A 22,665-nucleotide genomic window follows, 5' to 3' on the forward strand; every position below is an offset into this window, starting at 1 on the left:
GTTGGTGCAACCGAGGAGGATCCATCAGCACCGAGCCCCGCATCACCAGCCCCCGCCCGGCCGGGCTTGACTCTCGGGTGGCGAGAGAGGGCACAGTCAGGGCCGTGGACAGGAAGAACCTGCTGCCCATCGGGCAGTTCTCGCAGGCCAGCGGCCTCTCGGTGACCGCGCTACGGCACTACGACGCCACCGGCGTGCTGGTGCCGGCCTTCGTCGACCCGGTGAGCGGCTACCGCTACTTCCGGCGCGACCAGGTGCGCAGGGCGCGGTCGGTCCGGGCGCTGCGGCGGCTCGACATCCCCGTCGAGGAGGTGCGCCGGCTGCTCGACGGCGGCGAGGCGGAGCTGGCCGCCGCCCTGCGGGCCCGGCTGCGGGCGGCCGAGCGCCGGCTGGAGGTGCAGCGCTCCCTGGTCCACGGCTTGTTGAGCCGACCGACCGAAGGAGCAGAGATGACCCACCGCGTCACCGTCCGCCCGGGCGCCGCCGAACGCGTCCTCGTCCGCGGGGCGACCGTGGACAACTCCGGGCTCGAGGACTTCCTCCGCGACGCCTTCCGGGAGTTGTACGCGTGTGCCGGCCACGGCCCGCTCACCCTCGACGGTCCGGCCTTCGTCCGCTTCCACGGCGTGTGCGACGACGAGAACGCCACGCTGGTCGAGGCCTGCCTGCCGTTCTGGGAGGAGGGCGCGCAGCCCGTGGACCTGCCCGCGGGCCTGACCGTGCGCGAGCTGCCCGCGAGTGACTTCGCCTGCACCGAGGTCGAGGGCGCGGCCGCCGCCTTCCCGCAGGTCCTGGGCGCGTACGACGCCGTCGCCGACTGGGTCACCGGGCACGGCTTCGCCTTCGCCGGCCCGGTCCGGATGGTCTACCGGCGCTGGACCGGGACCCCGGACGACCCGGGCAACCGGCTGGAGATCGCCTGGCCGGTCGAGGACCCGTCGGATCCCACCCCGTCGTAGCGGGCCTCCGCGCGGGGCCGCCGGCCCCGCCACCGGGCCGTCGCCCGGGACAGGAGCAGCAGGAGGAGGGCGGCGCCGCCCGCCGCCAGGCCGGGGCGCAGGCCCGGCGGGCGGAAGGTGCAGTCCACCGTCGCGCCGTGGACCGGGGCGGCGACCAGGCCCAGGTAGGAGCCGGCCGGGGCGCCGTCGCAGCGCCAGCCGGCGATCCGGGGGGCGGCCAGCACGGCCACTCCCCGGGCTCCGGGCGGCAGTTCGGCCCGCACGCCGTGGTCGGTTACGGTCACGGACCGCGGGCCGGCGGCGCGCAGCTGGTCCACCGCCGCGGCCAGCTTCGCCCGGTCCAGGCAGCCCAGCGTCCGCTCGCGCGGTGCGGGTCCCTCGAAGACCAGCCGGGAGGCGGCGCCGCGGGAGGTCCCCAGCGGCTGGAGGGCGGCCCGGTAGCGCGGCCGGCCGCCGATCATGCGGAAGCGCTCGCCGCCGGACAGCCGGACCCGGCCGTTGTAGTCGGGCGCCCAGAGGAAGACCTCCGTGCCCGCCCGGCACACCCCGCCCGCCGGCTCCTCGTACACCCGCGCCCCCAGCAGGAGTTCCTGGTTCCGGAAGGGCGAGGGGCCGTAGCGGCCGGGGTCCCCGGGCCGCAGGGTCACCAGCGGCGGCACCGGCGAGCGCTCGACCGTGGTCGGGCCGCCCGCCCGGCCCCGGGCCCGCGCCCCCACCGCGAAGAGCGCGTCGGTGACCGGGTTGTCCAGGCTCTGCACGCTGCGCCCGCGCGAGGTCCAGCCGGCGCCCAGCGAGGCCATCGTCCGGGTGAGCACGTCCGGGGTGTGGCTGCTGTAGTACGCTCCGCCCTCGCCGCCGATCAGCAGCGGGTCGTTCCCCGAGAAGGTGTCCCGCCCCGGGTCGGTCCGGTACGCCGGCCAGCCCTCGGCGGCGGCCACCGCCCCGGCCCGCTCCGTCTGGGCCGCGCCCCAGGAGGGGTAGTCGTCCAGCCGCCCCAGCCGCATCCGGTCCGCGTAGGCGGTGGTTGCCGCCGCCTGCCCGGCCAGCGCCCCGGCCAGCAGCAGGGCCGCCGGCACCGCGAGCCGGGGCCGCCGGGCCAGCAGCAGCCCGCCCAGCGCCGCCGCCAGCCCGGCCCCGAAGAGCGGGTACGACCAGGCCGTCGGCAGCGCGCTCGGCACCGCGGCCAGCGCCAGCACGCCCGCCACGGCCGTCCCGCCCAGCAGCTCCCGGCGCCCCGGCAGCCCGCGGGCCAGCGCCGACCAGGCGGCGACGGCCAGCACCCCGGCGAGCACGAAGGTCTGCCGGTACGGGCTGCCGTTCGGGGTCTGGAAGACGTGCCAGGCCAGGTGGGTGGGCTTCCACTGGAAGGACAGCGCCACCGCCAGGGCCAGCCCCGTCCAGGCCAGCCGCTCCCGGCCCGGCACCGCCCGGTGGAAGGCGAGCGCCCCGGCCAGCAGCAGGGTGCCGGTGCCGGTGAAGAGCGCCGGGGTGAAGAAGTCGTAGGTGGCGGGCAGCAGCCGGGCCGCCACGTCCGCCCAGCCGGCCGGCCGGAAGCTGGCGTCCCAGCCGGGGTAGGCGTGCCGGGAGCCCAGGAAGACCGGCCCCAGCACCGGCGCGGCCAGCCCGATCCCCAGCAGGGTCCGGCCGGCCGCCCGCAGCAGCACCCGCACCGCCGCCCGGCCCCGGCCGGGCCCGTCGGTCAGCGCCAGCCGGACCAGCAGCACCAGCGCCGCGCCCAGCGTGGCCATGTACGCCGTGTAGAAGTTCGCCGTCCAGGCCAGCGCCACCACCAGCGGCCCCAGCACCGGCCGCCGGCCGCGCAGCGCCCACTCCCCGGTCAGGCACAGCAGCGGGAAGGCGATCAGCCCGTCCAGCCACATCGGGTTGTACGCGGCCTCGGTCACCGACCAGCCGCACAGCGCGTACGAGGCGCCCAGCACCCCCGCCGCCCAGGCCGGTCCGCCCCGCCCGCCGGGCCGCCGCCCCGGGTGCAGGGTCAGCAGCAGCCAGGTCATCGCCGCCGCCGCGGTGGAGATCTTCAGGACGCTGACCACGTACACCGCGAGGTCGATCCGGTCCCGCGGGAAGAGCGCCACCAGCGGGGCGAACGGGCTGGTCAGGTACGTCCCGAGGTCCGGCAGGAAGCCGGTGCCGTAGCCCGACTGCCAGTTGAGGAGCAGCCCGCCCCGGGCCCGCCCGTGCAGCAGGTCCCACAGGTGCGCGTGGAAGGGGACGAACTGGTTGCCCAGGTCGTTGACGCTGCGGTGGTACGGCCCGAAGGGGAAGACGCGGGCCACCGCGTCCCCCGCGCAGAGGGTCAGGGCGGTCAGCAGCCCCCCGAGGGCGGCGGCGCGGGCACTGGAACGGCGGCGGTCGGCGCGCTGGTCTTTCGGCATGGTGCGGTGCAGGGTCCCAAGCGCGTGCGCCGCCGCGGTGAACGCGACGGAACGCTCAGGGAATCGTTGGTCGAAGCGGTAGCTGAGACGACCCCGACTCCCTACCATCGATCACCGCAGGCCCTTGTGCACCCATGCACAAACTTTGGAGGTCCCGTTGCACCGTCGCACAGCGCTCTCCGTATCCGCCGTTCTGCTCGCGGCCGCCCCCCTGCTGACCGCGTGCTCGGGCCAGGCCCGGCCCGGTACGGCGGCGGTGGTGGGCGGCGAGCGGATCCAGACCGCCGCGCTGCAGGCGCAGGTGAAGGACGTCCGGACGGCCCAGAACCGCTCGCCGCAGGCCGCACAACTCCTGGAGAACTCCGCCGGGCTGGAGCGCTCCAAACTCAACTCCATGATCCAGAGCCTGGTGCTCCAGAAGGCCGCCGAGAACGCCGGCCTGAGCGTCACCACCAAGGAGATCGAGGACGCCCGCGGCTCCGACGTCCGCCGCCTCGGCGGCGAGCAGCAGTTCCGGGCGATGGTCCTCCAGCAGGCCTCCATCGCCCCGTCCCAGATCGACGAGGCGGTCCGGGACCGGCTGATCGTGGCCAAGCTCGGCGCGAAGTACGGCCAGCAGCAGATGCTCGCCCCGATCGCCGCCGCGGCCAAGGAGCTGGGCGTCAAGGTCAACCCGCGCTACGGCGACTGGGACCCGGCCAAGATCCAGCTGACCGGTTCCAAGACCCCCTGGATCAGCCAGCAGACCCTGGCCCAGCAGGCGCCCGAGGGCGCCTGAGTCGTGATCCCTCCGCCGGGGGACCGGGCTCCCCCGGGCGGGGGAGCCGGAGCGGTCCGGGGCCGGGGTAGTTTCGAGGGGTGACTGACACCCGCACCGACGCCTCCGGCACCGCCGCCGACCCCACCGGCCGCATCGTCCTGCTCACCACCAGCCACCGGGTCGCCCCCGGCCTGCTCTCCTTCGCCGCCTGGGAGACCCTGCGCGCCGCCGACCGCGTGCTGTGCGCCGACCCGGCCCACCCCCAGCTGCCGTACCTGCGGGAGGCCGGGATAGCGGTGGAGGACGTCCGGCCGGACGCCCAGGAGCTGGTGGACGCCTGCGCGGGCGGCCGCACGGTCGTGGTGGTCCCCTCCGGCGAGGGCGACCAGCGGCTCACCGACGGGCTGGCCCGGCTGGCCGGCTCGGGCCGGGTGTCCATGCCCGACCTGGAGCTGCTGCCCGGCTCCTACGACCTGCCCGGCGCCCGCCTGCTCGACGTCGTCCAGGTGATGGACCGGGTCCGGCGCGAGTGCCCCTGGACCTCGCAGCAGACCCATGAGGGGCTGACCAAGTACGCCATCGAGGAGGCGTACGAACTGGTCGAGGCGATCGAGGAGGGCGACCGGGACGCGCTGCGCGAGGAGCTGGGGGACGTCCTGCTCCAGGTCGTCTTCCACGCCCGGATCGCCGAGGAGGACGCCGAGGAGCCCTGGTCGGTCGACGACGTGGCCGGGGACCTGGTGGCCAAGCTGGTCCACCGCCACCCGCACGTCTTCGGCGACGCCACCGCCAAGACCCCCGAGGACGTCCACGCCCACTGGCAGGCCACCAAGGCCGTCGAGAAGCAGCGCGAGTCCGTCACCGACGGCATACCGCTGGGCCAGCCCGCTCTGGCGCTGGCCGCCAAGCTGGCCGCCCGGGTCCGCGGCGGCGATGTACCGGTGGAGCTGCCCGCGGGCGAGGGCATCGGGTACGAACTGCTCGCCCTGGCCGCCCGCGCCGAGGCCGAGGGCGTCGACCCGGAGACCGCCCTGCGCGCCGCGGCCCGCGCCTACCGGGACGCGATCCGGGTCGCCGAGGGCGTCAAGGAGTAGCGCCCCACGTCAGTACCGGCCGCGCGGGGCCCGGTCGGACGGGTTGTACCAGTGGGTCTCGGGGCGGTTCAGGAACCACTCGCCGAAGCCCAGCGGACGGCTGCGCGCCCGGCCGGCCCCCGAGGCGGGCACCGCGTCGTAGAAGACCCGCCCCGGGTGCGCGCCCAGCTCGTCGAGGAGCACGGCCGTCTCCTCGATGAAGGGCGCCGGCCCGCTCAGGTACACGTCCTGCTCGGGCCACCGGCCGCGGTGGCTCAGCGCGTTCGCCAGCCGGTCGGTGGCCTGGTTGCGGTCCTGGCCGGGCGCGGGGGTGATGTAGGTGACGGTGAGCCAGGGGCAGCGCTCCTGGAACTCCTCGATCAGCGGCCGGTCGTAGAGGTGCGCGGCGTCCCGGGCCACGACGAAGAGCCGCACGCCGGGCCGGGGCTCGGGCCCGCCGCCCTGCCCGCTGTCCGGCCCGGCCTCCACTGCGGGCGGCCGCAGCAGCATCTCCTCCAGCATGGCCCGCACCGGCGCCCAGCCGGTGCCGGCCGCGATCAGGCTGACCGGCCGCGGCGAGTCGTGGTCCAGCAGCATCTGCCCGCCGGGGGCGCCGAGCCGCAGCACCTCACCCGGCTGCGCCTCCCGGACCAGGTGGCCGCTGAGCCGCCCCCGCTCGATCCGGCTGACGTGCAGGTCGAGGGTGCCGTCCGGGCGGGGCGCATTGCCGATCGAGTACGTCCGCCAGGTCGTGGGCACCCGGTCGCTGGCCACGCTGACGTACTGGCCGGCCCGGTAGGACAGGGGCGCGTGCGGGCGCAGGGTGAGCACGGCGATGTCCGCCCCGTACTGGAGGTGCCGGACGATCTCGGCGTCCCACCAGGGCGGCTCCGCACTCGCGGTGGCGCCCGACACCATGGCGTCCGCGATCACCTGGTACGCCTCGGCCCAGGCCTTCTCCACCGCCGGCGTCCAGGCCTCCCCGGCCGCCTCGGCCAGCGCCGCCAGCAGACTGGCGCCGACCGCGACGTAGTGCTCGGGCCCGGCCATGAACTTTCGGTGGTCGCGCCCCAGGTCGTGCAGGTAGGGGAGGAGTTCCGGGTCCTCCAGGTGCGCGACGACGTGCGTCAGCGCCGCGAACAACCGGTCCCGCTGCCGCTCCATGTCCTCGAACCCCGGCGGGAACAGCTCCCGCAGCCCGGGGTTGTGCCAGAACAAGTGGGAGTAGAAGAACTTGACCGCATGCTCGGCCCGTCTCTCCACCACCGCGAAGCTGCTCTTCAAGATCCTGACGTCCACAAGACCGAAAGTAGGAACATGACGCTCGCTCAGGTCAAGGTTCCTCAGATTTACGGATAGTCGCGGCGAACCCCTCATATACTGCGCGCCGCCATCACCCCAACAGATGGTCCGCCTTACCGTCCTTGATGTCCCGGATCAGCTGCCGAAGCGCCTCTGCGCTGTCCGTGAGATAGCGCTCCTCGGCCCCGGCGACGGCGATGTAGCTGTTGCCGCTGCCGTCGGTGCCTATGCGGTAGCAGTTGTTGCCCGCACCGCAGTACGGGGCTTCCCAGTTGATGTCGGCCATGGCTGGTCCCCTCAGAGCTGCTTGGCGATGGCGTGCATGAAGTCGCGCGACTCGCGTTCGGGGAGTGCAGTGCCGTCCATCCACTCCAGGTGGCTCCGGTACTGGGCGAGCTGCTCGTCGGTGTGGACGAATCCCGGGCCGTGTGCCGAGTCGAGCTGTGCCGTGTCCAGTTGGGGGACGGGGCCCTCGGCGTAGAGCAGCGCGTGACCCGCGCCGGGGAAGATGCCGTGCTCGAACGTGATCACCCGCAGGCTGATGTGCGGCTCTTCCCCGCGCTCCACGAGGTGTTCGAGCTGGGCGCGCGCCACCGACCGACCGCCGAACTGCATGCGCAGTGCCGCCTCGTGTACGTAGCCGACGTACGGGGTCGGATGGTCGCCCGCGAGGACCTGGGCGCGGCCTTGGCGGTGGGCGACGCGGAGCTCGACCTGCAAGCGGGGCAGCTTGGGCAGGAACGAGTCGAAGACGGAGCGGGCGTAGTCCTCGGTCTGGAGCAGGCCCGGAACGTGCACGGTCTGTGCCGTGTACAAGCGGATGGCGTGCCACTCCAGCTCGGAGATGTCGAGCATGCCGGGCGGCAGCTTGTCGCGGTACTCGTCCCACCACTGCCGACGCCGCCGACTCGCCATCGCGAGCAGGGCCTCGACGTAATCGGAGTCGGTGCAGCCGCAGTTGGCCGCCAGCAACCGCAGCCGCTCCTCGCTCAGCGTTCGAGTTCCGGACTCGATGTTCGGGATCTTTCCGCGGTCCATGCCGAGCAGGCTTGCGGCCTCCTCGGCGGGCAGGCCCGCCGTCGTTCTGATGCGGCGCAGCTCCGCCCCCAGACGCTGCCGGCGGTACGTCGGGATGTTGCTCGCTGACATCGGGCCCCTTCTCTCGCTCCGGGCAGTCTGCTATGCGCTGCCCTCTCGGGTCCATAAATGGCGCATGCACCATGAAGGAGCTGACGCAGGCATCGTGAATGGTCTACAGTCGGTGACGCACCGCTCACGCAACGGGAGTTGAAGCGCATCGGCATCGGCATGCAAAGGCCGCCGACGAGCCACTACGTCCCGTGGGCCACTGTGCGCATCGACCTCGCCGCTCACCCACACGCCACGTAAACCACGTACGCCACTCTGGGAGTTCGCGATGCTCAGCCCCTTCATGCCTGTCGGCCGGGTCGCCGGCTGTCCCGCCGCGCCACCCGCGGCCGCACCCACCACGCCGCCGCCGGCCGAGGCGCTGTCCTGTTCGCTGACCGTGCCGGGGGAGCCGTACAGCGGGGGGATCGCCCGCGGGGCGGTCGTCGCCGCGCTACGGGCGCACGGGATGCACGACCTCCTCGCCGCGGCCGAACAGGTCACCGGTGAACTGGTCGCGGCGGCTTGCCGGTTGAGCCCGGGGGAGGACCTGTACCTCTCCGCCCGCTACCGCAACGACGCCCTGCGCCTGATCGTCTACGACGCCCACGCCCCGCACGAACACCCCCGCCTCGCCGACGCCTGCGAGGCCCGCCGCCGCAGCGCCCTCCGCCTGCTGTCGGCCGTCGTCCGCGACTGCGGCGGCGACTGGGGCTTCGGCGAATCCCGAGAACCCGGCGGCGGCACCCGCACCTGGACCACCCTCCCCCGCGCGGGCACGTACGCCCCCGCCCACCTCGGTTTCCCGTAACGGAAACCCGATCCCCTTGCCCCGCTCCGCCACACCCCGGGAGCATCAGAACACTCCGATTCAAGGGGGAAGTCGTGAAGCCGACGCTGGCCTCCTCGCGTTGTACGCGTGCCACGGGTGGTCGGGATGTGCGGGGGAGGCGCTTGACGGGGGTGGCAGGCTGGTCCGGAGGCAGGCCTGGGCCTGGGATGGCCCGGAGGGCCACGGCGAAGCCGCGAAGTCCCAGGGGTGGGCCTGCCGCAGGGCCTGCAGGCCGCCCCCGTCAAGCGGCGCGGGGACCCGCACATCCCGACCACCCGCCATACGGTTGCTCCCTGCGCGAAGCCGGTCCTGACTCGGGGAAACCGGCACGACCGGAAATCCGGACAAGAAATCCTCACTCTGGACGTCAACGGCGGGCCTTGGAATACGACGGGGCCGAAAATACCTCGGCACTGACTTCCAGGAGCCGGATATGACCGCCCGGTTCATCGAGTACCGCGATACCGCGATGGCGCAGGCGGTGCCCTTCCCCGAATGGTGGGCGCAGTACGGCACGTGAACAGATCCGCTCTCGGCCCCGCGCTGCGGGCGCTGCGCGAGACCTCCGGCATGGAGGCCAAGGCGGTCGCCCGTGGCGCCGTCATGTCCCGCTCGAAGCTCTCGAAGATCGAGAACGGGAACGTCGCCCCGAGCGTGGCGGACGTGGACCGCATCCTGACGGCCATAGGCGTCTCGGACGAGGTCAAGGCCGAGTACATGGCGGCCGCCAGGCAGGCCGCCACCGAAGTGACGGCCTGGCGGCTGATCCGCCGGCTCGGCTACGAGCGCAAGCAGCAGCAGATCCAGGCGCTGGAGGCGCAGACCCGGCTGGTCCGGCTGTTCCAGCCCTCCCTGGTCCCGGGCCTGCTCCAGACCCCCGAGTACGTACGGGCCGTGTTCAGCCGCAAGGGCCTCAGCCCGGACCAGGAGGACCGGACCGTAGGCGCGCGGCTGGCGAGGCAGTCGGTCCTCTACGCCGAGGACAAGACCTTCCGTTTCGTCATCACCGAGCCGGTGCTCCGCTGGCGCATCGTGCCCCCGCTCGTCATGGTCGGACAGCTGGACCGCCTCATCTCGGTGTCCCGGCTGCCGAACGTCGACATCCGCGTCGTCTCCCTCGCCGCACCGCAGACGGACTTCCCGTCGCACTCCTTCGTCATCAAGGACGACCGGATGGTGACGCTGGAATCGGTGCACGCCGAGACCGTCGTGACGGATCCCCGGGATATCCACCTCTGCGTCACGAAGTTCGAGGCGTTCTGGCGCGCGGCGCTTTCCGGTGACGAGATGAGGGCCCTCGTGGAATCCGTCCGTGACGGCTTCTTGCGCGAACAGGAAACCGGCTGGGCCGGATAGCGGGCCGCCCCCACCATGGCTCTCCGTACGGCATTCGCCGAAAGCGGAGGAGCATCGCCATGTCGGTCACGACGGAAATCCCGGTCGCCCTGCGGAAGGGGCGGCAATTGGTGGCACCAGAACTGTTCGCGCGGCTGGCCGCGTTCTGTGCGGACGAGTACGGGCTGGAACAGGGGGCGGCGGACCGGGTCATGGACCAGGCCCTCGCCTTCGTGTGGGTGGTGGGCGCCACCCGCGCGGCCGAGTTCGGCTGCTTCGTGCACCACGCCCCGCACTCGAAGGTCCGTACCCGCGGCCTGATGGGCGATGTCGTCGGCCGGATCCGGGCGGCCGGGTTCGAGGTGGACGAGCGGCTGTGGGGCACGGCGGCCGAGTGCAACCAGTCCGCCTGTTGTGGCGACGGTTCCTGCTGCTGAGCGGCGGGGTCCGGTGGCGGACGGCGGGGCTTTGGCGGGCCGGAGCCGGGTCGTGGTGTTCGCGATGTGCGGGGCGGTCTTCGGGTACGCGACGCACTCGCTCGACGGCCGGGGGCTCGGCGAGGTGGCCGTGGTGGGTCCCCTCACCCCCGGGGTCGGCCGGCCGCGGCTGTGGGAGCTGGCGCACACCATGAACAAGGAGGGCGCCGACCGGTCCGAGCAGGCACGGTGGATCATGGCGCAGGCCTCCCGGGCCCTCGTGTGCGGGAGCGGTGTGATCGCCCGCTACGAGCAGACCCCCTGGGAACTGACCCGTGGCCACCGCGCCCGCTTCGAGGCCCCGTACTGCAACCGCGACGAGCTGTGGACCGGCAACCTGACCGTGCCCGAGCTGGTCCCGGACGGGATCGTCCCCGGCCCGGCTCGCCCCGATCTGGGATGATTGGCCGCAGTCGCATATATAGGGGGACGAAATGAAGAAGCGGATGGCCGGTGTGGGGATGCCGGTGGGGATCGGGGTGTTCTTCCTCGGGCTGCTGGTCAGCGAGCAGGTGCGGTCGGGGCCGGGGGAGCTGCTGCCGGCCGTGCTCCTCTACGCGGCGATCGCGGTCCCGGGCGGCCTCGCCACCTGGTGGCTCGCCGCCCGTCCGCGCGGCTGACGCGGCGCGGGCGACGGCCGCGGGCGTCGTCGATCGGGCCGCCGGGCCCGCTCCTCAGCCCCGGCCTACCGCCCGGCCGGGGTCAGGAGGGCGGAGGCGAGGTGGTCGCGGAACCAGCGGTGGGCCGGGTCGGCGGAGTTGCGGGGGTGCCAGGCCATGCCGACGTCCAGGGGGTCCAGGTCGAGGGGGATGGGGAAGGTCCGCAGGCCCATGGCCGCGAGGGTGCCGGGGAGCCAGTCGGCCAGGCTGAGCGCGACGAGGTCGGTCTCCCGGGCGAGCACCATGGCGCTCGTGTGGCTGGGTACCACGACCGCGGTCCGGCGGCGCAGTCCGAGTTCGGCGAGGGCGCCGTCGATGGGCCCGAGGCGTTTGCCGAGCCGGGAGATGCCTATGTGGTCGGCCGCGGCGAAGCGGCGGGCGTCGATCCGCCCGTCGAAGAGGGGGTGCCCGCTGCGGGCGATGCCGACCAGCGGCATCCGGGCGAGCTGCCGGGTCCGGATCTCCGGGTCGAGGTGTCCCAGCACGCCCAGTTCGACGTCCACCGAGCCCTGCCGCAGCCCGGGACCGCCCTCCAGTGCCTCGGGCAGGAAGACGACGTCCACCTGCGGGGCCTCCGCGTGGATCCGCTCGGTCAGGGGGCCGGCCGCGGCCACCAGGAGCAGGTCGCTGGCCTGCACCGTGAAGCTGCGCTGGAGGTGCGCGGCGTCGAATCCGGCGCCGGGCCGCAGGACGTTGTCGCAGCCGCGCAGCAACACCCCGACCTCCTCGCGGAGTTCGAGAGCGCGCGGGGTCGGGACCATGCCCTGGCCGGCCCGTACCAGCAGCGGGTCGCCGACGGTGCGGCGGAGCCGGGCCAGGGTGCGGCTCACCGCCGCGGGCGAGGTGCCCAGCCGCTCCGCGGCGCGGGTCACGCTGTTCTCCTGGAGCAGGGCGTCCAGGACGCGCAGCAGGTTGAGATCCATCGGCACCCATCTCCTGAACTGCTTCTACACGTCTGCGTCAATGATCGGACGCCGATCCTTGCACCGGCCACCCCCGCCTCCCGGGAGCCCTCGTCCACCCGCAGCTGCTCGAACTGCTCGACACCCCCTACCGGCGCGATCCGCACCAGGAGCCGGCCGTAGCGGCGGAGGAGCCCGCCGCGCCCGGTGCCGGTTAGGGTCGGGGCCATGCACGACCTGTCCGGGACGCCCGCCGCCGAGAACCCGCCCGAGCTCTTCAGCTGGGAGTTCGCCACCGATCCCTACCCGGCGTACGCCTGGCTGCGGGAGCACGAGCCGGTGCGGCGGACCACCCTGCCCAGCGGGGTCGAGGCCTGGCTGGTGACGCGGTACCGGGACGCCCGGCAGGCCCTGGCCGACCAGCGGCTCAGCAAGAACCCGGTGCACCACGCCGAGCCCGGCAAGACCGGCATCCCCGGCGAGCGCAGCGCGGGCCTGATGACCCACCTGCTCAACATCGACCCCCCGGACCACACCCGGCTGCGCCGCCTGGTGTCGAAGGCGTTCACCCCCCGCCGCGTGGCGGAGTTCGCCCCCCGGGTCCAGGAGCTCACCGACCGCCTGATCGACGGCTTCGCGGCGAAGGGCGAGGCGGACCTGATCCACGACTTCGCCTTCCCGCTCCCCATCTACGCCATCTGCGACATGCTCGGCGTACCGCCGGAGGACCAGGACGACTTCCGCGACTGGGCCGGCATGATGATCCGGCACGGCGGCGGCCCGCGCGGCGGGGTGGCCCGGTCGGTCAAGAAGATCCGCGGCTACCTGGCGGAGCTGATCCACCGCAAGCGCGACGAGCCGGGCGACGACCTGATCTCGGGCCTGATCCGGGCCAGCGACCACGGCGACCACCTGACGGAGAACGAAGCCGCCGCGATGGCCTTCATCCTCCTCTTCGCCGGCTTCGAGACCACCATCAACCTCATCGGCAACGGCCTCTACGCCCTGATGCGCAACCCGGACCAGCGGGCCCGCCTCCAGGACTCCCTCGCGGCGGGCGAGAGCGGCCTGCTGGAGACCGGCATCGAGGAGCTGCTGCGCTACGACGGCCCGGTCGAGCTGGCGACCTGGCGGTACGCGACCGAGGCACTGGCCATCGGCGGCCAGGAGATCCCGGCCGGCGACCCGGTGCTCGTCGTGCTCGCCGCCGCCGACCGCGACCCCGAGCGCTTCACGGAGCCCGACACCCTGGACCTCTCCCGGGCCGACAACCAGCACCTCGGATACGGCCACGGCATCCACTACTGCCTGGGCGCACCACTGGCCAGGTTGGAGGGCCAGACGGCGCTGGCCACGCTGCTGACCCGGCTCCCTGACCTGCGACTTGCCGTCGATCCGGACGAACTGCGCTGGCGCGGGGGCCTGATCATGCGGGGCCTGCGCACGCTACCCGTCGAGTTCACGCCAAGGCAAAACTGAGCATTCATCATCTTCGTGACCCCAACGTGATCTGCGCTGCATCGACTTGTGACATGCGTTCGAACCCCGCTAGGTTCGCCGTCACTTCCTTTGCCGCCACGCGAAAGGTCCATCACATGCGCTCCGGGAACGGCCGACATCGGCGCCCCCGCCAGGCTCCCGCCCTCGTCGTCGCCGCGGGGGTGACCGGCTCCGCACTCGCGCTGCCGCTGCTCGCCGCGACGAACGCGAGTGCCGCGGACACCGCCACGTGGGACAAGGTCGCCGAATGCGAGAGCGGCGGCACGTGGAGTGCCGACCTCGGCAACGGCTTCTACGGCGGACTCCAGTTCACCCAAGAACTGTGGAAGAGCGCCGGCGGCCTCGAGTACGCCCCCCGCGCCGACCTGGCCAGCCGCTCGCAGCAGATCGCGGTCGCGGAGAAGGTGCTGGCGACCAAGGGCCCCACGGCCTGGCCGCTGTGCGCCGGCCCCTCCGGGCTCACCAAGGGCGGCCCCAAGGCCGAGGTGGACGACGGCCTGAACGACGGGGGCAAGGAGGTCGCCCCGGCGCCGGTACGGCCCGACGAGCGCCCCACCCCCGAGCCGCCGGCCGCCCAGGGTGCGCCGGGGACCTCCGGGTCGGGCACCAAGTCCCCCACCGCCCCCGCCACTCCCGGCACCACCGCCCCCTCGGCCCCGGGTACCCGTACCGCCCCGAGCACCCCCGGTACGCCCGAGACGCCCGCGGGCTCCATCCCGGGCGCCACCCGCGAGAGCCCGGAGGCCACCGTGGAGACCCCGGAGGTCCCGGGCGCCTCGACCACCCCCGGGACCACCCCGGGGACCCCTGGCGCCACCCCCGGGACCCCCGACCCGAGCACCGGTACCCCCGACGCGACCGCCGAGACCCCCGGCACCGGCAAGCACCGCGGTGACGCAGCCGACGAGGAGTCAGGGGACGAATCGGACGTTACGGGACGTCATGCATCGAATGGTGCGCCGGAGGCTGACGAGCCGTCCGGTACGGAGGCGACCCAGACCGGCTCGAAGCCCGTCGAAGACCCGACGTACACCGTCAAGGCCGGCGACAACCTCTGGGAGATCGCGGACGCGAAGAAGGTGAAGGGCGGCTGGAGCGCCCTCTACAAGGCCAACGAGCAGGTCATCGGCGGTGACGCCGACCTGATCAAGCCCGGCCAGAATCTCGACCTAAGCGAGAAGTAGGGGCAGTTCGGGCGTCGATAAGATACTGAATGCCCGTTTTGATCAAATGAGACATGAGTCTCAGCGCCCCAACTGGCGTGTCCTATCCGTGACCTTCGGCCGCAACGCCTCTCACCTGCGCAAACGTCGGTTCCCGGAAGGCAAGTCCCGGCGGTTTCTCCCCGATGTCCGACCTTGAACATCGGGGAGCCGTCTGTCTAACGTCTGAACCGCTCGCCACCGCGGGCCTCTTCGACCGCATCGCCGAATCCTGCCGGCGGACGGGGGGAACAGTCGTCGCGCAAGCGCCGAAGGCAGGAGCGGGGGACCCAAGGTAAGTGCCGGGACCGGCCATTGAGAGATGGTCACGGAAACGGCTAGGGGTGAAGCCGCGCGCTCGTCGCGCGGCCGGGCAACTCACTACGCCCGAACCCGACAGCTCACCTCGCAGGCGTCGGTGAGGAGATTCCTTCCATGCTGCTTTCCAAGGGCAAGCACCGTCGCGCCTCCAAGGCCACCCGCGCCGCCGCCCTCGTCGGTGTCGCCGGTGCGGTCGTCGCCGCCCCGCTGATGGCCGCCGGCACCGCCAGCGCCGCCACCACCTCCGAGTGGGACCGCGTCGCGGCGTGCGAGTCCGGTGGCAACTGGTCCATCAACACCGGCAACGGCTACTACGGCGGCCTGCAGTTCTCGCCGTCCACCTGGGCCGCGTACGGCGGCACCAACTACGCCCCGCAGGCCAACCAGGCCAGCAAGTCCGCGCAGATAGCCGTGGCCGAGAAGGTCCTGGCCTCGCAGGGCAAGGGTGCCTGGCCGAGCTGCGGCGTGGGCCTGTCCGGCGCCTCGAAGCACAGCGGTTCGGACAGCTCCTCCACCCCGGTCAAGAAGAAGAAGGCCAAGCGCACCGAGACGGTCCGCACGGAGTCGGCGCCCACCACCCGCTCCGAGCGCACCTCCGAGGCCCCCAAGCCGGCCGCCCCCGCCGCCCCGGCCCAGACCATCAAGAAGGGCAACGGCTCTTACGAGGTCAAGGCCGGCGACACCCTCGGCACCATCGCCGACGCCAACAAGGTGACCGGTGGCTGGGAGAAGCTCTTCGAGCTCAACAAGGACATCGTCACCGATGCCGACCTGATCTACCCGGGCCAGATGCTCAAGCTCTCCTGAACGGAGACCGGCTGAAACCCCCCTCGCAGGAGGGGCGGCGGCCGCGCGCCTGCGAGGGGAAGCGGTGAAACTTTCCCCAACGGGGCGCGACTGACCCGTGAGTAACCACGCCCGCCCGGCGCGTCCTCCCCCCGACGCGCCGGGCGGACGTCTGTCCGGCGCCGGTCGAGGACCCGATGATCAAGGGCCCTATGTCCTGGAAGACGGGTATTCGGACCCTTTTTCGTCCCAGGACCCGGGCGGTCGGCTGGCCGATGCCCCGGAGCCGGTTAGGCTCTAGTCCGGCTGGGTCGGTCCCACGGCCCACGCCACCGCACACCCAGCGTCACATCCCAGAAGGAGATGCTCGTGCCGTCCATCGACGTCGTCGTAGCCCGGGAAATCCTGGACTCCCGAGGCAACCCCACGGTCGAGGTCGAGGTTGGCCTCGACGACGGCAGCACCGGCCGTGCTGCAGTTCCGTCCGGTGCCTCCACCGGAGCGTTCGAAGCCGTAGAGCTCCGCGACGGTGACCCCAACCGCTACCTGGGCAAGGGCGTCGAGAAGGCCGTCCTGGCCGTCATCGAGCAGCTCGGCCCCGAGCTGGTCGGCTACGACGCCACCGAGCAGCGCCTGATCGACCAGGCGATGATCGACCTGGACGCCACCGAGAACAAGGGCTCCCTCGGCGCCAACGCCATCCTCGGCGTCTCCCTCGCCGTCGCGCACGCCGCGTCCGAGGCCTCCGACCTCCCGCTCTTCCGCTACCTCGGCGGCCCGAACGCGCACCTGCTGCCCGTTCCGATGATGAACATCCTGAACGGCGGGTCGCACGCCGACTCCAACGTCGACATCCAGGAGTTCATGATCGCGCCGATCGGCGCGGAGTCCTTCTCCGAGGCCCTGCGCTGGGGTGCCGAGGTCTACCACACCCTCAAGAAGGTCCTGCACACCAAGGGCCTCTCCACCGGCCTGGGCGACGAGGGCGGCTTCGCGCCGAACCTCGAGTCGAACCGCGCCGCGCTCGACCTCATCGTCGAGGCCATCAAGCAGGCCGGCTACGTCCCGGGCAAGGACATCGCGCTCGCGCTCGACGTCGCCGCGTCCGAGTTCTACAAGGACGGCAAGTACGAGTTCGAGGGCCAGTCCCGCTCGGCCGCCGAGATGACCGAGTACTACGAGGAGCTGGTCTCCGCGTTCCCGCTCGTCTCCATCGAGGACCCGCTCTTCGAGGACGACTGGGCCGGCTGGAAGACCCTCACCGACCGCCTGGGCGCCAAGGTCCAGATCGTCGGCGACGACCTCTTCGTCACCAACCCGGAGCGCCTGGCCCGCGGCATCGAGGAGGGCTCCGCGAACGCCCTGCTCGTGAAGGTGAACCAGATCGGTTCGCTGACCGAGACCCTGGACGCCGTCGAGATGGCCCAGCGCAACGGCTTCAAGTGCATGATGTCGCACCGCTCCGGTGAGACCGAGGACGTCACCATCGCCGACCTCGCCGTCGCCGTGAACTGCGGCCAGATCAAGACCGGCGCCCCGGCCCGCTCGGACCGCGTCGCCAAGTACAACCAGCTGCTGCGCATCGAGGAGATCCTCGACGACGCCGCGGTGTACGCGGGCCGCAGCGCCTTCCCGCGCTTCAAGGGCTAATCACCCGCTGCCTTCCCAGCGTCCCCGCACTCGGTCCCGTACCGTGTGCGGGGACGTACTGCGTACCAGGGGAGGCGGCACATGGCAGGGAACCGGGACCGGTTCTCCACCGCGACCAGGCTCAGGCAGTTCGGTGAACGCACCGCCGCCCACGTCTACCGGTCGCAGTCCCGGCGCCAGGTGCGGCGCAGCCGGCTCACCGGGCGCGCGGCCCTGCTGGTCCTCGTCCTCTGTACCCTGGTCGTCGCCCTCGCGTATCCGATGCGCCAGTACGTATCCCAGCGCTCGGACATCGCGGAGCAGCAGCGGGAGGCCGACCAGGCGCGCCAGCGCCTGGAGGAACTCCGCGACGAGAAGGCCCGCTGGCAGGACCCGGCCTACGTCGAGCAGCAGGCGCGCCAGCACCTGCACTACGTCCGGCCCGGCGAGGTCGGCTACACGGTGATCGACCCGGAGGCCGAGGAGCGGCGCCGCGCCGAACACGGCGCGGCCGACCGGCCCTGGTACTCCAACGTGTGGGACGGGGTCGACAAGGCCGACCGCCCGCACGACGACTGACGGCCCGCCCGTCGGGCAGACCGCGAACAGACCACGAAGAAGAGACGCATCCCAGGCATGGACACGCCCCCGCCCCAGACCGCCCGGACCGAGCCCACGGACGCCGACGTCGCCGCGTTCAAGGAGCAGCTCGGCCGCCCGCCGCGCGGGCTGCGCGCCATCGCGCACCGCTGCCCCTGCGGCCAGCCGGACGTGGTCGAGACGGCCCCGAAGCTGCCGGACGGCACGCCCTTCCCGACCACGTACTACCTGACCTGCCCGCGCGCCGCCTCCGCCATCGGCACCCTCGAGGCCAACGGCGTGATGAAGGAGATGCAGGCCCGGCTCGGCACCGACCCGGAGCTGGCTGCCGCCTACCGCGCCGCGCACGAGGACTACATCGCCCGCCGCGACGCCATCGAGGTGCTGGAGGGCTTCCCGAGCGCCGGCGGCATGCCCGACCGGGTCAAGTGCCTGCACGTCCTGGTCGGCCACTCGCTGGCGGCCGGCCCCGGGGTGAACCCGCTGGGCGACGAGACCCTGGCGATGCTGCCCGAGTGGTGGGCCAAGGGGCCCTGCGTGACCCCCTGCACCGACGGCGCGGCGGAGAAGGAGTCCGAGTGACCCGGGTCGCCGGTATCGACTGCGGTACCAACTCCATCCGGCTACTGGTCGCCGACGTCGACCCGGCCACCGGCGCGCTGGTCGAGCTGGACCGCCGGATGATCATCGTCCGGCTGGGCCAGGGCGTGGACCAGACCGGCCGGCTGGCCCCCGAGGCGCTGGCCCGGACCTTCGCGGCCTGCCGCGAGTACGCCGCCGTCATCAAGGAGCTGGGCGCCGAGAAGATCCGCTTCGTGGCCACCTCGGCCTCGCGGGACGCGGAGAACCGGGACGAGTTCGTCTCCGGCGTGCTGGACATCCTGGGCGTGGAGCCCGAGGTGATCTCCGGCGACCAGGAGGCGGAGTTCTCCTTCACCGGCGCCACCCGCTCGCTGGCCGCGGCCGGCCGCTCCGACCTGGCCACCCCGTACCTGGTGGTGGACATCGGCGGCGGCTCCACCGAGTTCGTCCTCGGCGACTCCCATGTCCGGGCCGCCCGCTCGGTGGACGTGGGCTGCGTCCGGATGACCGAGCGGCACCTGGTCGTCGACGGCGCGGTCACCGACCCGCCCACCGCGGAGCAGGTCGCCGCCATGCGCGCCGACATCGAGGCCGCCCTCGACCTGGCGGCCGAGGCCGTGCCGCTGGCCGAGGCGCGCACCCTGGTGGGCCTGGCCGGTTCGGTCACCACGGTGGCCGGCATCGCGCTCGGCCTGCCCGCGTACGACTCCGCGGCCATCCACCACTCCCGGGTCTCCTACGAGCAGGTCCGCGAGATCAGCGAGCGGATGCTGACCGCCACCCACGCGGAGCGCGCGGCGATCGGCGTGATGCACGAGGGGCGGGTGGACGTCATCGGCGCGGGCACCCTGGTGCTCCTGGCGATCATGGAGCGGACCGGTGCCACCGAGGTCGTGGTGAGCGAGCACGACATCCTCGACGGCATCGCGCTGTCGGCCGTCTGAGTCCCGTCCGCGGGGTCGTCCGCGGGTCGTCCGAGGGGGTCCTCCAGGGGCCCCCTCGGGGCGTTTCAGGCCTCTGAGGGGGGCATGACAGGGACCTTGGTCCCGTTGCCCACAGAAACTTCGTGAAGTTCTTCACAAGGAAAAAGGGCCTGATGGCCGCGGGAAAGGGTCGTTCGGAGCCGTTCTCAGGTCCACGGACCCGTTTCGTGCGAAGCGAGCTCGCGACGGGATCCGTTTCGGGGGTATGAACAAGAGGGGTGGTTGCGCCCCGCTCGAGCCGTGAGGGCCAGTTCAGCAGGGGTGGACAACGACTCCGGGGGAGCTGCGGTTCCCGAATCGTCCCATGACTTCGGTCACGTGGGCGGGGCAGTGTAGCAGAGGCCTTGTGTCCTCTTGTGAAGGGGCTCACGAGCATCCCTCTACTGGGTGCTGGATACTCGAGTCATGAGCACCACGGAGCGTCCCAGGATCCTCGTAGTAGGCGGTGGGTACGTAGGCCTGTACGCAGCTCGGCGCATCCTCAAGAAGATGCGCTACGCGGAAGCGACCGTCACGGTCGTCGACCCGCGGTCGTACATGACCTACCAGCCCTTCCTCCCCGAAGCCGCCGCCGGCAGCATCTCGCCGCGCCACGTCGTCGTCCCGCTGCGACGCGTCGTGCGCGGAGCGGAGGTGCTCACCGGTCGGGTCACCAGCATCGACCAGGACCGCAAGGTCGCCGTCGTCTCGCCGCTCGTCGGCGAGGCGTACGAGCTGCCCTTCGACTACCTGGTGGTCGCGCTCGGCGCGGTCTCCCGCACCTTCCCGATCCCCGGCCTCGCCGAGCAGGGCATCGGCATGAAGGGCGTCGAGGAGGCCATCGGCCTGCGCAACCACGTCCTCGAGCAGCTCGACAAGGCCGACTCGACGACCGACGAGGACGTCCGCCGCAAGGCGCTGACGTTCGTCTTCGTGGGCGGCGGCTTCGCCGGCGCGGAGACCATCGGCGAGGTCGAGGACATGGCCCGCGACGCCGCGAAGTACTACACCAACGTGAAGCGCGAGGACATGCGCTTCGTGCTGGTCGACGCCGCGGACAAGATCCTCCCCGAGGTCGGCCCCCAGCTCGGCAAGTGGGGCAAGGAGCACCTCGAGGGCCGCGGCATCGAGATCTACCTGTCCACCTCCATGGACTCCTGCGTCGACGGCCACGTCGTGCTGAAGAACGGCCTCGAGGTCGACTCCAACACCATCGTGTGGACCGCCGGCGTCAAGCCCAACCCGGCGCTGGCCCGCTTCGGCCTCCCGCTCGGCCCCCGCGGCCACGTGGACGCCCAGCCGACCCTCCAGGTCACCGGCACCGACTACATCTGGACCGCCGGCGACAACGCCCAGGTGCCCGACCTCGCCTCCCGCAAGGCCGGCGTGGAGAACGCCTGGTGCCCGCCGAACGCCCAGCACGCGCTGCGCCAGGCCAAGGTCCTCGGCGACAACGTGGTCTCCGGCATGCGGGGCTTCCCGCAGAAGGAGTACAGCCACTCCAACAAGGGCGCGGTGGCGGGTCTCGGCCTCCACAAGGGCGTCGCGATGATCGTCATGGGCAAGATGAAGATCAAGCTCAAGGGCCGTCTCGCCTGGTACATGCACCGTGGCTACCACGGTCTGGCCGTGCCCACCTGGAACCGCAAGATCCGTGTCTTCGCCGACTGGACCCTCGCGATGTTCCTGAAGCGCGAGGTCGTCTCCCTGGGCGCCATGGAGACCCCGCGCGAGGAGTTCTACGAGGCGGCCAAGCCCGCCCCGGCTCCGGCCGCCTCGGCTCCGGCCGAGAAGGCCAAGGCCTCCTAAGCACCGTTCACCCCGAAGGGGCCGCCTGCCATCCGTGGTGCAGGCGGCCCCTTCGGCGTGTCCGGACGCGTCCGTTCGCGCGCATGGCGGCGCCGGCGGAGGGGTACGCGGTCCTGATGGGTATCCACCCCCGGGAGGTGTTGCCATGACCGACGCCGCACGGCGGCTGACCGCTCTCGCGGGAGTGCTCCTCGGCTCCCCGCTGCCCGTCCGGATCCGCGCCTGGGACGGCAGCGAGGCCGGCCCCCCGGACGCCCCGGTCCTGGTGGTCCACCACCGCCGGGCCCTGCGACGGCTGCTGTGGCAGCCCGGCGAACTGGGCCTGGCCCGGGCCTGGGTGGCCGGCGAGCTGGAGATCGAGGGGGACCTGTACGCCGGCCTGGACGCGATCGGCGGCGTCCTGTGGGAGCGGGCCGCCGCCCCCGCCGCGCCCCGGCCCTCGCTGCGCGACCGGGAGGTGCGCCGGGCCGTCCGGGAGCTGCTGGCCCTCGCCCGCCCGCTGCCCGCCCCCGCCCCGCCGCCCGAGGAGGTCTCCCGGCGCTCCGGCGCCCGGCACAGCAAGCGCCGCGACCGGCAGGCCATCAGCCACCACTACGACGTCGGCAACGACTTCTACGCCCGGGTGCTGGGGCCGTCCATGGTGTACTCCTGCGCCTACTGGCACGACGGCGGCACCCTCGAAGAGGCCCAGTACGACAAGCTCGACCTGGTCTGCCGCAAGCTCGGGCTGCGCGAGGGCGACCGGCTGCTCGACGTCGGCTGCGGCTGGGGCGCCATGGCGGTGCACGCCGCCCGCGAGTACGGCGCCCGGGTCACCGGCATCACCCTCTCCCGGGAGCAGGCCGTGCACGCCCTCAAGCGCGTCGCCGAGGAGGGCCTGGCCGACCGGGTCGAGATCCGCGTCCAGGACTACCGGGACGTCAGGGACGGCCCCTACGACGCCGTTTCCTCCATCGGCATGGCCGAACACGTCGGCGCCGCCCGCTACGGCGAGTACGCCCGCACCCTCTTCGGCCTGCTGCGCCCCGAGGGGCTGCTGCTCAACCACCAGATCGCCCGGCCCCCCGAGCCCGACGAAGCGGCGTACCGGATCGACGAGTTCATCGACGCGTACGTCTTCCCCGACGGGGAGCTCTCGCCCCTGGGCAGCACCGTCGGCCGGCTGGAGGCGGCCGGCTTCGAGGTCCGGGACGTGCAGTCGCTGCGCGAGCACTACGCCCTGACCCTGCGCGCCTGGGTACGGAACCTGGAAGCGCACTGGCCGGAGGCGGTCCGGCTCACCTCGCCCGGCCGGGCCCGGGTCTGGCGGCTCTACATGGCCGCCTCCGCCCTCGGCTTCGAACACGGCCGGCTCGGGGTCAACCAGGTCCTCGCGGTCCGGCCCGGGCCCCGCGGGAGTGCACCGCTGCCGCTGCGCCCCCGGGAGTGGACCGGCTGACCGGCCGCGGACAC

General features: G+C 72.7%; 22 protein-coding genes and 1 riboswitch. Of the genes, 17 read left to right on the forward strand and 5 right to left on the reverse strand.

What is annotated here, in order from left to right; genetic code table 11:
• Positions 1–104: 104 nt before the first annotated feature.
• Positions 105–959 carry a MerR family transcriptional regulator gene (locus tag AB0O40_RS28450; protein WP_365047680.1) on the forward strand — a complete coding sequence of 285 codons (855 nt, stop codon included), beginning with the start codon at positions 105–107 and terminating at the stop codon, positions 957–959.
• Here the strand turns inward: AB0O40_RS28450 and AB0O40_RS28455 are convergent.
• Positions 866–3,355, reverse strand: a complete 2,490-nt coding sequence (locus AB0O40_RS28455) for a YfhO family protein (protein ID WP_365047683.1) — start codon at positions 3,353–3,355, stop codon at positions 866–868. The two genes, AB0O40_RS28450 and AB0O40_RS28455, sit on opposite strands and share 94 nt — an antisense overlap.
• Before the next feature lie 157 nt (positions 3,356–3,512).
• Between AB0O40_RS28455 and AB0O40_RS28460 the strand changes: the two genes are divergently transcribed.
• Entirely contained in the window at positions 3,513–4,133 is a 621-nt protein-coding gene (locus AB0O40_RS28460; protein WP_365047685.1) for a SurA N-terminal domain-containing protein, read from the forward strand.
• Positions 4,134–4,213: 80 nt separating this feature from the next.
• Positions 4,214–5,209, forward strand: a complete 996-nt coding sequence (locus AB0O40_RS28465) for a nucleoside triphosphate pyrophosphohydrolase (RefSeq protein WP_365047686.1) — start codon at positions 4,214–4,216, stop codon at positions 5,207–5,209.
• 9 nt (positions 5,210–5,218) lie between these two features.
• Here AB0O40_RS28465 and AB0O40_RS28470 read toward each other — a convergent pair whose 3' ends face one another.
• The 3 genes from AB0O40_RS28470 to AB0O40_RS28480 form a co-directional block, all read right to left on the reverse strand.
• A complete protein-coding gene (locus tag AB0O40_RS28470) occupies positions 5,219–6,487 on the reverse strand; it encodes a globin domain-containing protein (protein ID WP_365047688.1) in 1,269 nt (422 codons plus the stop codon).
• A 94-nt stretch (positions 6,488–6,581) separates the two neighbouring features.
• Positions 6,582–6,776 carry a hypothetical protein gene (locus AB0O40_RS28475; protein WP_365047690.1) on the reverse strand — a complete coding sequence of 65 codons (195 nt, stop codon included), beginning with the start codon at positions 6,774–6,776 and terminating at the stop codon, positions 6,582–6,584.
• Between the two features lie 11 nt (positions 6,777–6,787).
• On the reverse strand, positions 6,788–7,639 hold the full coding sequence (locus tag AB0O40_RS28480) for a helix-turn-helix transcriptional regulator (protein ID WP_365047692.1): 852 nt from the start codon (positions 7,637–7,639) through the stop codon (positions 6,788–6,790).
• A gap of 268 nt (positions 7,640–7,907) precedes the next feature.
• On the opposite strand from AB0O40_RS28480, the gene AB0O40_RS28485 reads away from it, so the two are divergent.
• The 5 genes from AB0O40_RS28485 (at position 7,908) to AB0O40_RS28505 (ending at position 10,881) form a co-directional block, all read left to right on the forward strand.
• Positions 7,908–8,429 carry an ATP-binding protein gene (locus tag AB0O40_RS28485; RefSeq protein ID WP_365047694.1) on the forward strand — a complete coding sequence of 174 codons (522 nt, stop codon included), beginning with the start codon at positions 7,908–7,910 and terminating at the stop codon, positions 8,427–8,429.
• A gap of 537 nt (positions 8,430–8,966) precedes the next feature.
• A complete protein-coding gene (locus AB0O40_RS28490; protein WP_365047696.1) occupies positions 8,967–9,806 on the forward strand; it encodes a helix-turn-helix transcriptional regulator in 840 nt (279 codons plus the stop codon).
• A gap of 110 nt (positions 9,807–9,916) precedes the next feature.
• A complete protein-coding gene (locus tag AB0O40_RS28495; RefSeq protein ID WP_365047698.1) occupies positions 9,917–10,222 on the forward strand; it encodes a hypothetical protein in 306 nt (101 codons plus the stop codon).
• 52 nt (positions 10,223–10,274) lie between these two features.
• Positions 10,275–10,664: a hypothetical protein gene (locus tag AB0O40_RS28500; protein WP_365047700.1), complete on the forward strand. Its 390-nt coding sequence runs from the start codon at positions 10,275–10,277 to the stop codon at positions 10,662–10,664.
• A gap of 31 nt (positions 10,665–10,695) precedes the next feature.
• A complete protein-coding gene (locus AB0O40_RS28505) occupies positions 10,696–10,881 on the forward strand; it encodes a hypothetical protein (RefSeq protein ID WP_365047701.1) in 186 nt (61 codons plus the stop codon).
• 65 nt (positions 10,882–10,946) lie between these two features.
• Here the strand turns inward: AB0O40_RS28505 and AB0O40_RS28510 are convergent, their stop codons facing one another.
• Complete coding sequence (locus AB0O40_RS28510; protein WP_365047703.1) at positions 10,947–11,843, reverse strand: LysR family transcriptional regulator; 897 nt, start codon at positions 11,841–11,843, stop codon at positions 10,947–10,949.
• A 207-nt stretch (positions 11,844–12,050) separates the two neighbouring features.
• Here AB0O40_RS28510 and AB0O40_RS28515 point away from each other — a divergent pair, with 207 nt between their 5' ends.
• The 9 genes from AB0O40_RS28515 (at position 12,051) to AB0O40_RS28555 (ending at position 22,651) form a co-directional block, all read left to right on the forward strand.
• Positions 12,051–13,301: a cytochrome P450 gene (locus tag AB0O40_RS28515; RefSeq protein ID WP_365047705.1), complete on the forward strand. Its 1,251-nt coding sequence runs from the start codon at positions 12,051–12,053 to the stop codon at positions 13,299–13,301.
• 116 nt (positions 13,302–13,417) lie between these two features.
• Entirely contained in the window at positions 13,418–14,506 is a 1,089-nt protein-coding gene (locus AB0O40_RS28520; RefSeq protein WP_365047706.1) for a transglycosylase family protein, read from the forward strand.
• Positions 14,507–14,781: 275 nt separating this feature from the next.
• Positions 14,782–14,954: riboswitch (cyclic di-AMP (ydaO/yuaA leader) on the forward strand.
• Positions 14,955–14,959: 5 nt separating this feature from the next.
• Positions 14,960–15,652, forward strand: a complete 693-nt coding sequence (locus tag AB0O40_RS28525; RefSeq protein WP_365047708.1) for a transglycosylase family protein — start codon at positions 14,960–14,962, stop codon at positions 15,650–15,652.
• 342 nt (positions 15,653–15,994) lie between these two features.
• On the forward strand, positions 15,995–17,281 hold the full coding sequence (eno, locus tag AB0O40_RS28530; RefSeq protein ID WP_365047710.1) for a phosphopyruvate hydratase: 1,287 nt from the start codon (positions 15,995–15,997) through the stop codon (positions 17,279–17,281).
• An 81-nt stretch (positions 17,282–17,362) separates the two neighbouring features.
• The gene (locus AB0O40_RS28535; protein ID WP_365047712.1) at positions 17,363–17,839 is read left to right on the forward strand and encodes a septum formation initiator family protein; all 477 of its coding nucleotides are present in this window, start codon (positions 17,363–17,365) and stop codon (positions 17,837–17,839) included.
• A 57-nt stretch (positions 17,840–17,896) separates the two neighbouring features.
• Positions 17,897–18,442, forward strand: a complete 546-nt coding sequence (locus tag AB0O40_RS28540) for a DUF501 domain-containing protein (RefSeq protein ID WP_365047713.1) — start codon at positions 17,897–17,899, stop codon at positions 18,440–18,442.
• Positions 18,439–19,386, forward strand: a complete 948-nt coding sequence (locus AB0O40_RS28545) for a Ppx/GppA phosphatase family protein (RefSeq protein ID WP_365047715.1) — start codon at positions 18,439–18,441, stop codon at positions 19,384–19,386. The genes AB0O40_RS28540 and AB0O40_RS28545 overlap by 4 nt, the downstream gene beginning before the upstream one ends.
• 444 nt (positions 19,387–19,830) lie before the next feature.
• Positions 19,831–21,213 (forward strand): NAD(P)/FAD-dependent oxidoreductase, encoded by a 1,383-nt coding sequence (locus tag AB0O40_RS28550; protein ID WP_365047716.1) that lies wholly within the window; start codon positions 19,831–19,833, stop codon positions 21,211–21,213.
• A gap of 145 nt (positions 21,214–21,358) precedes the next feature.
• Complete coding sequence (locus AB0O40_RS28555; protein WP_365047718.1) at positions 21,359–22,651, forward strand: class I SAM-dependent methyltransferase; 1,293 nt, start codon at positions 21,359–21,361, stop codon at positions 22,649–22,651.
• The last annotated feature ends 14 nt before the right edge of the window (positions 22,652–22,665 follow it).

It is taken from the genome of Streptomyces sp. NPDC089919, from assembly GCF_040684615.1.
In the GTDB taxonomy this organism is placed as follows: Bacteria; Actinomycetota; Actinomycetes; order Streptomycetales; family Streptomycetaceae; genus Streptomyces.

Bases quoted from the DNA above. Each gene is read 5' to 3' on its own strand.
- AB0O40_RS28475 (WP_365047690.1), bottom strand. From the start codon at position 6,776: ATGGCCGACATCAACTGGGAAGCCCCGTACTGCGGTGCGGGCAACAAC.
- AB0O40_RS28555 (WP_365047718.1), top strand. From the start codon at position 21,359: ATGACCGACGCCGCACGGCGGCTGACCGCTCTCGCGGGAGTGCTCCTC.
- AB0O40_RS28485 (WP_365047694.1), top strand. From the start codon at position 7,908: ATGCTCAGCCCCTTCATGCCTGTCGGCCGGGTCGCCGGCTGTCCCGCC.
- AB0O40_RS28515 (WP_365047705.1), top strand. From the start codon at position 12,051: ATGCACGACCTGTCCGGGACGCCCGCCGCCGAGAACCCGCCCGAGCTC.
- AB0O40_RS28550 (WP_365047716.1), top strand. From the start codon at position 19,831: ATGAGCACCACGGAGCGTCCCAGGATCCTCGTAGTAGGCGGTGGGTAC.
- AB0O40_RS28540 (WP_365047713.1), top strand. From the start codon at position 17,897: ATGGACACGCCCCCGCCCCAGACCGCCCGGACCGAGCCCACGGACGCC.
- AB0O40_RS28525 (WP_365047708.1), top strand. From the start codon at position 14,960: ATGCTGCTTTCCAAGGGCAAGCACCGTCGCGCCTCCAAGGCCACCCGC.
- AB0O40_RS28480 (WP_365047692.1), bottom strand. From the start codon at position 7,639: ATGTCAGCGAGCAACATCCCGACGTACCGCCGGCAGCGTCTGGGGGCG.
- eno (WP_365047710.1), top strand. From the start codon at position 15,995: ATGCTCGTGCCGTCCATCGACGTCGTCGTAGCCCGGGAAATCCTGGAC.
- AB0O40_RS28520 (WP_365047706.1), top strand. From the start codon at position 13,418: ATGCGCTCCGGGAACGGCCGACATCGGCGCCCCCGCCAGGCTCCCGCC.
- AB0O40_RS28510 (WP_365047703.1), bottom strand. From the start codon at position 11,843: ATGGATCTCAACCTGCTGCGCGTCCTGGACGCCCTGCTCCAGGAGAAC.
- AB0O40_RS28455 (WP_365047683.1), bottom strand. From the start codon at position 3,355: ATGCCGAAAGACCAGCGCGCCGACCGCCGCCGTTCCAGTGCCCGCGCC.
- AB0O40_RS28505 (WP_365047701.1), top strand. From the start codon at position 10,696: ATGAAGAAGCGGATGGCCGGTGTGGGGATGCCGGTGGGGATCGGGGTG.
- AB0O40_RS28535 (WP_365047712.1), top strand. From the start codon at position 17,363: ATGGCAGGGAACCGGGACCGGTTCTCCACCGCGACCAGGCTCAGGCAG.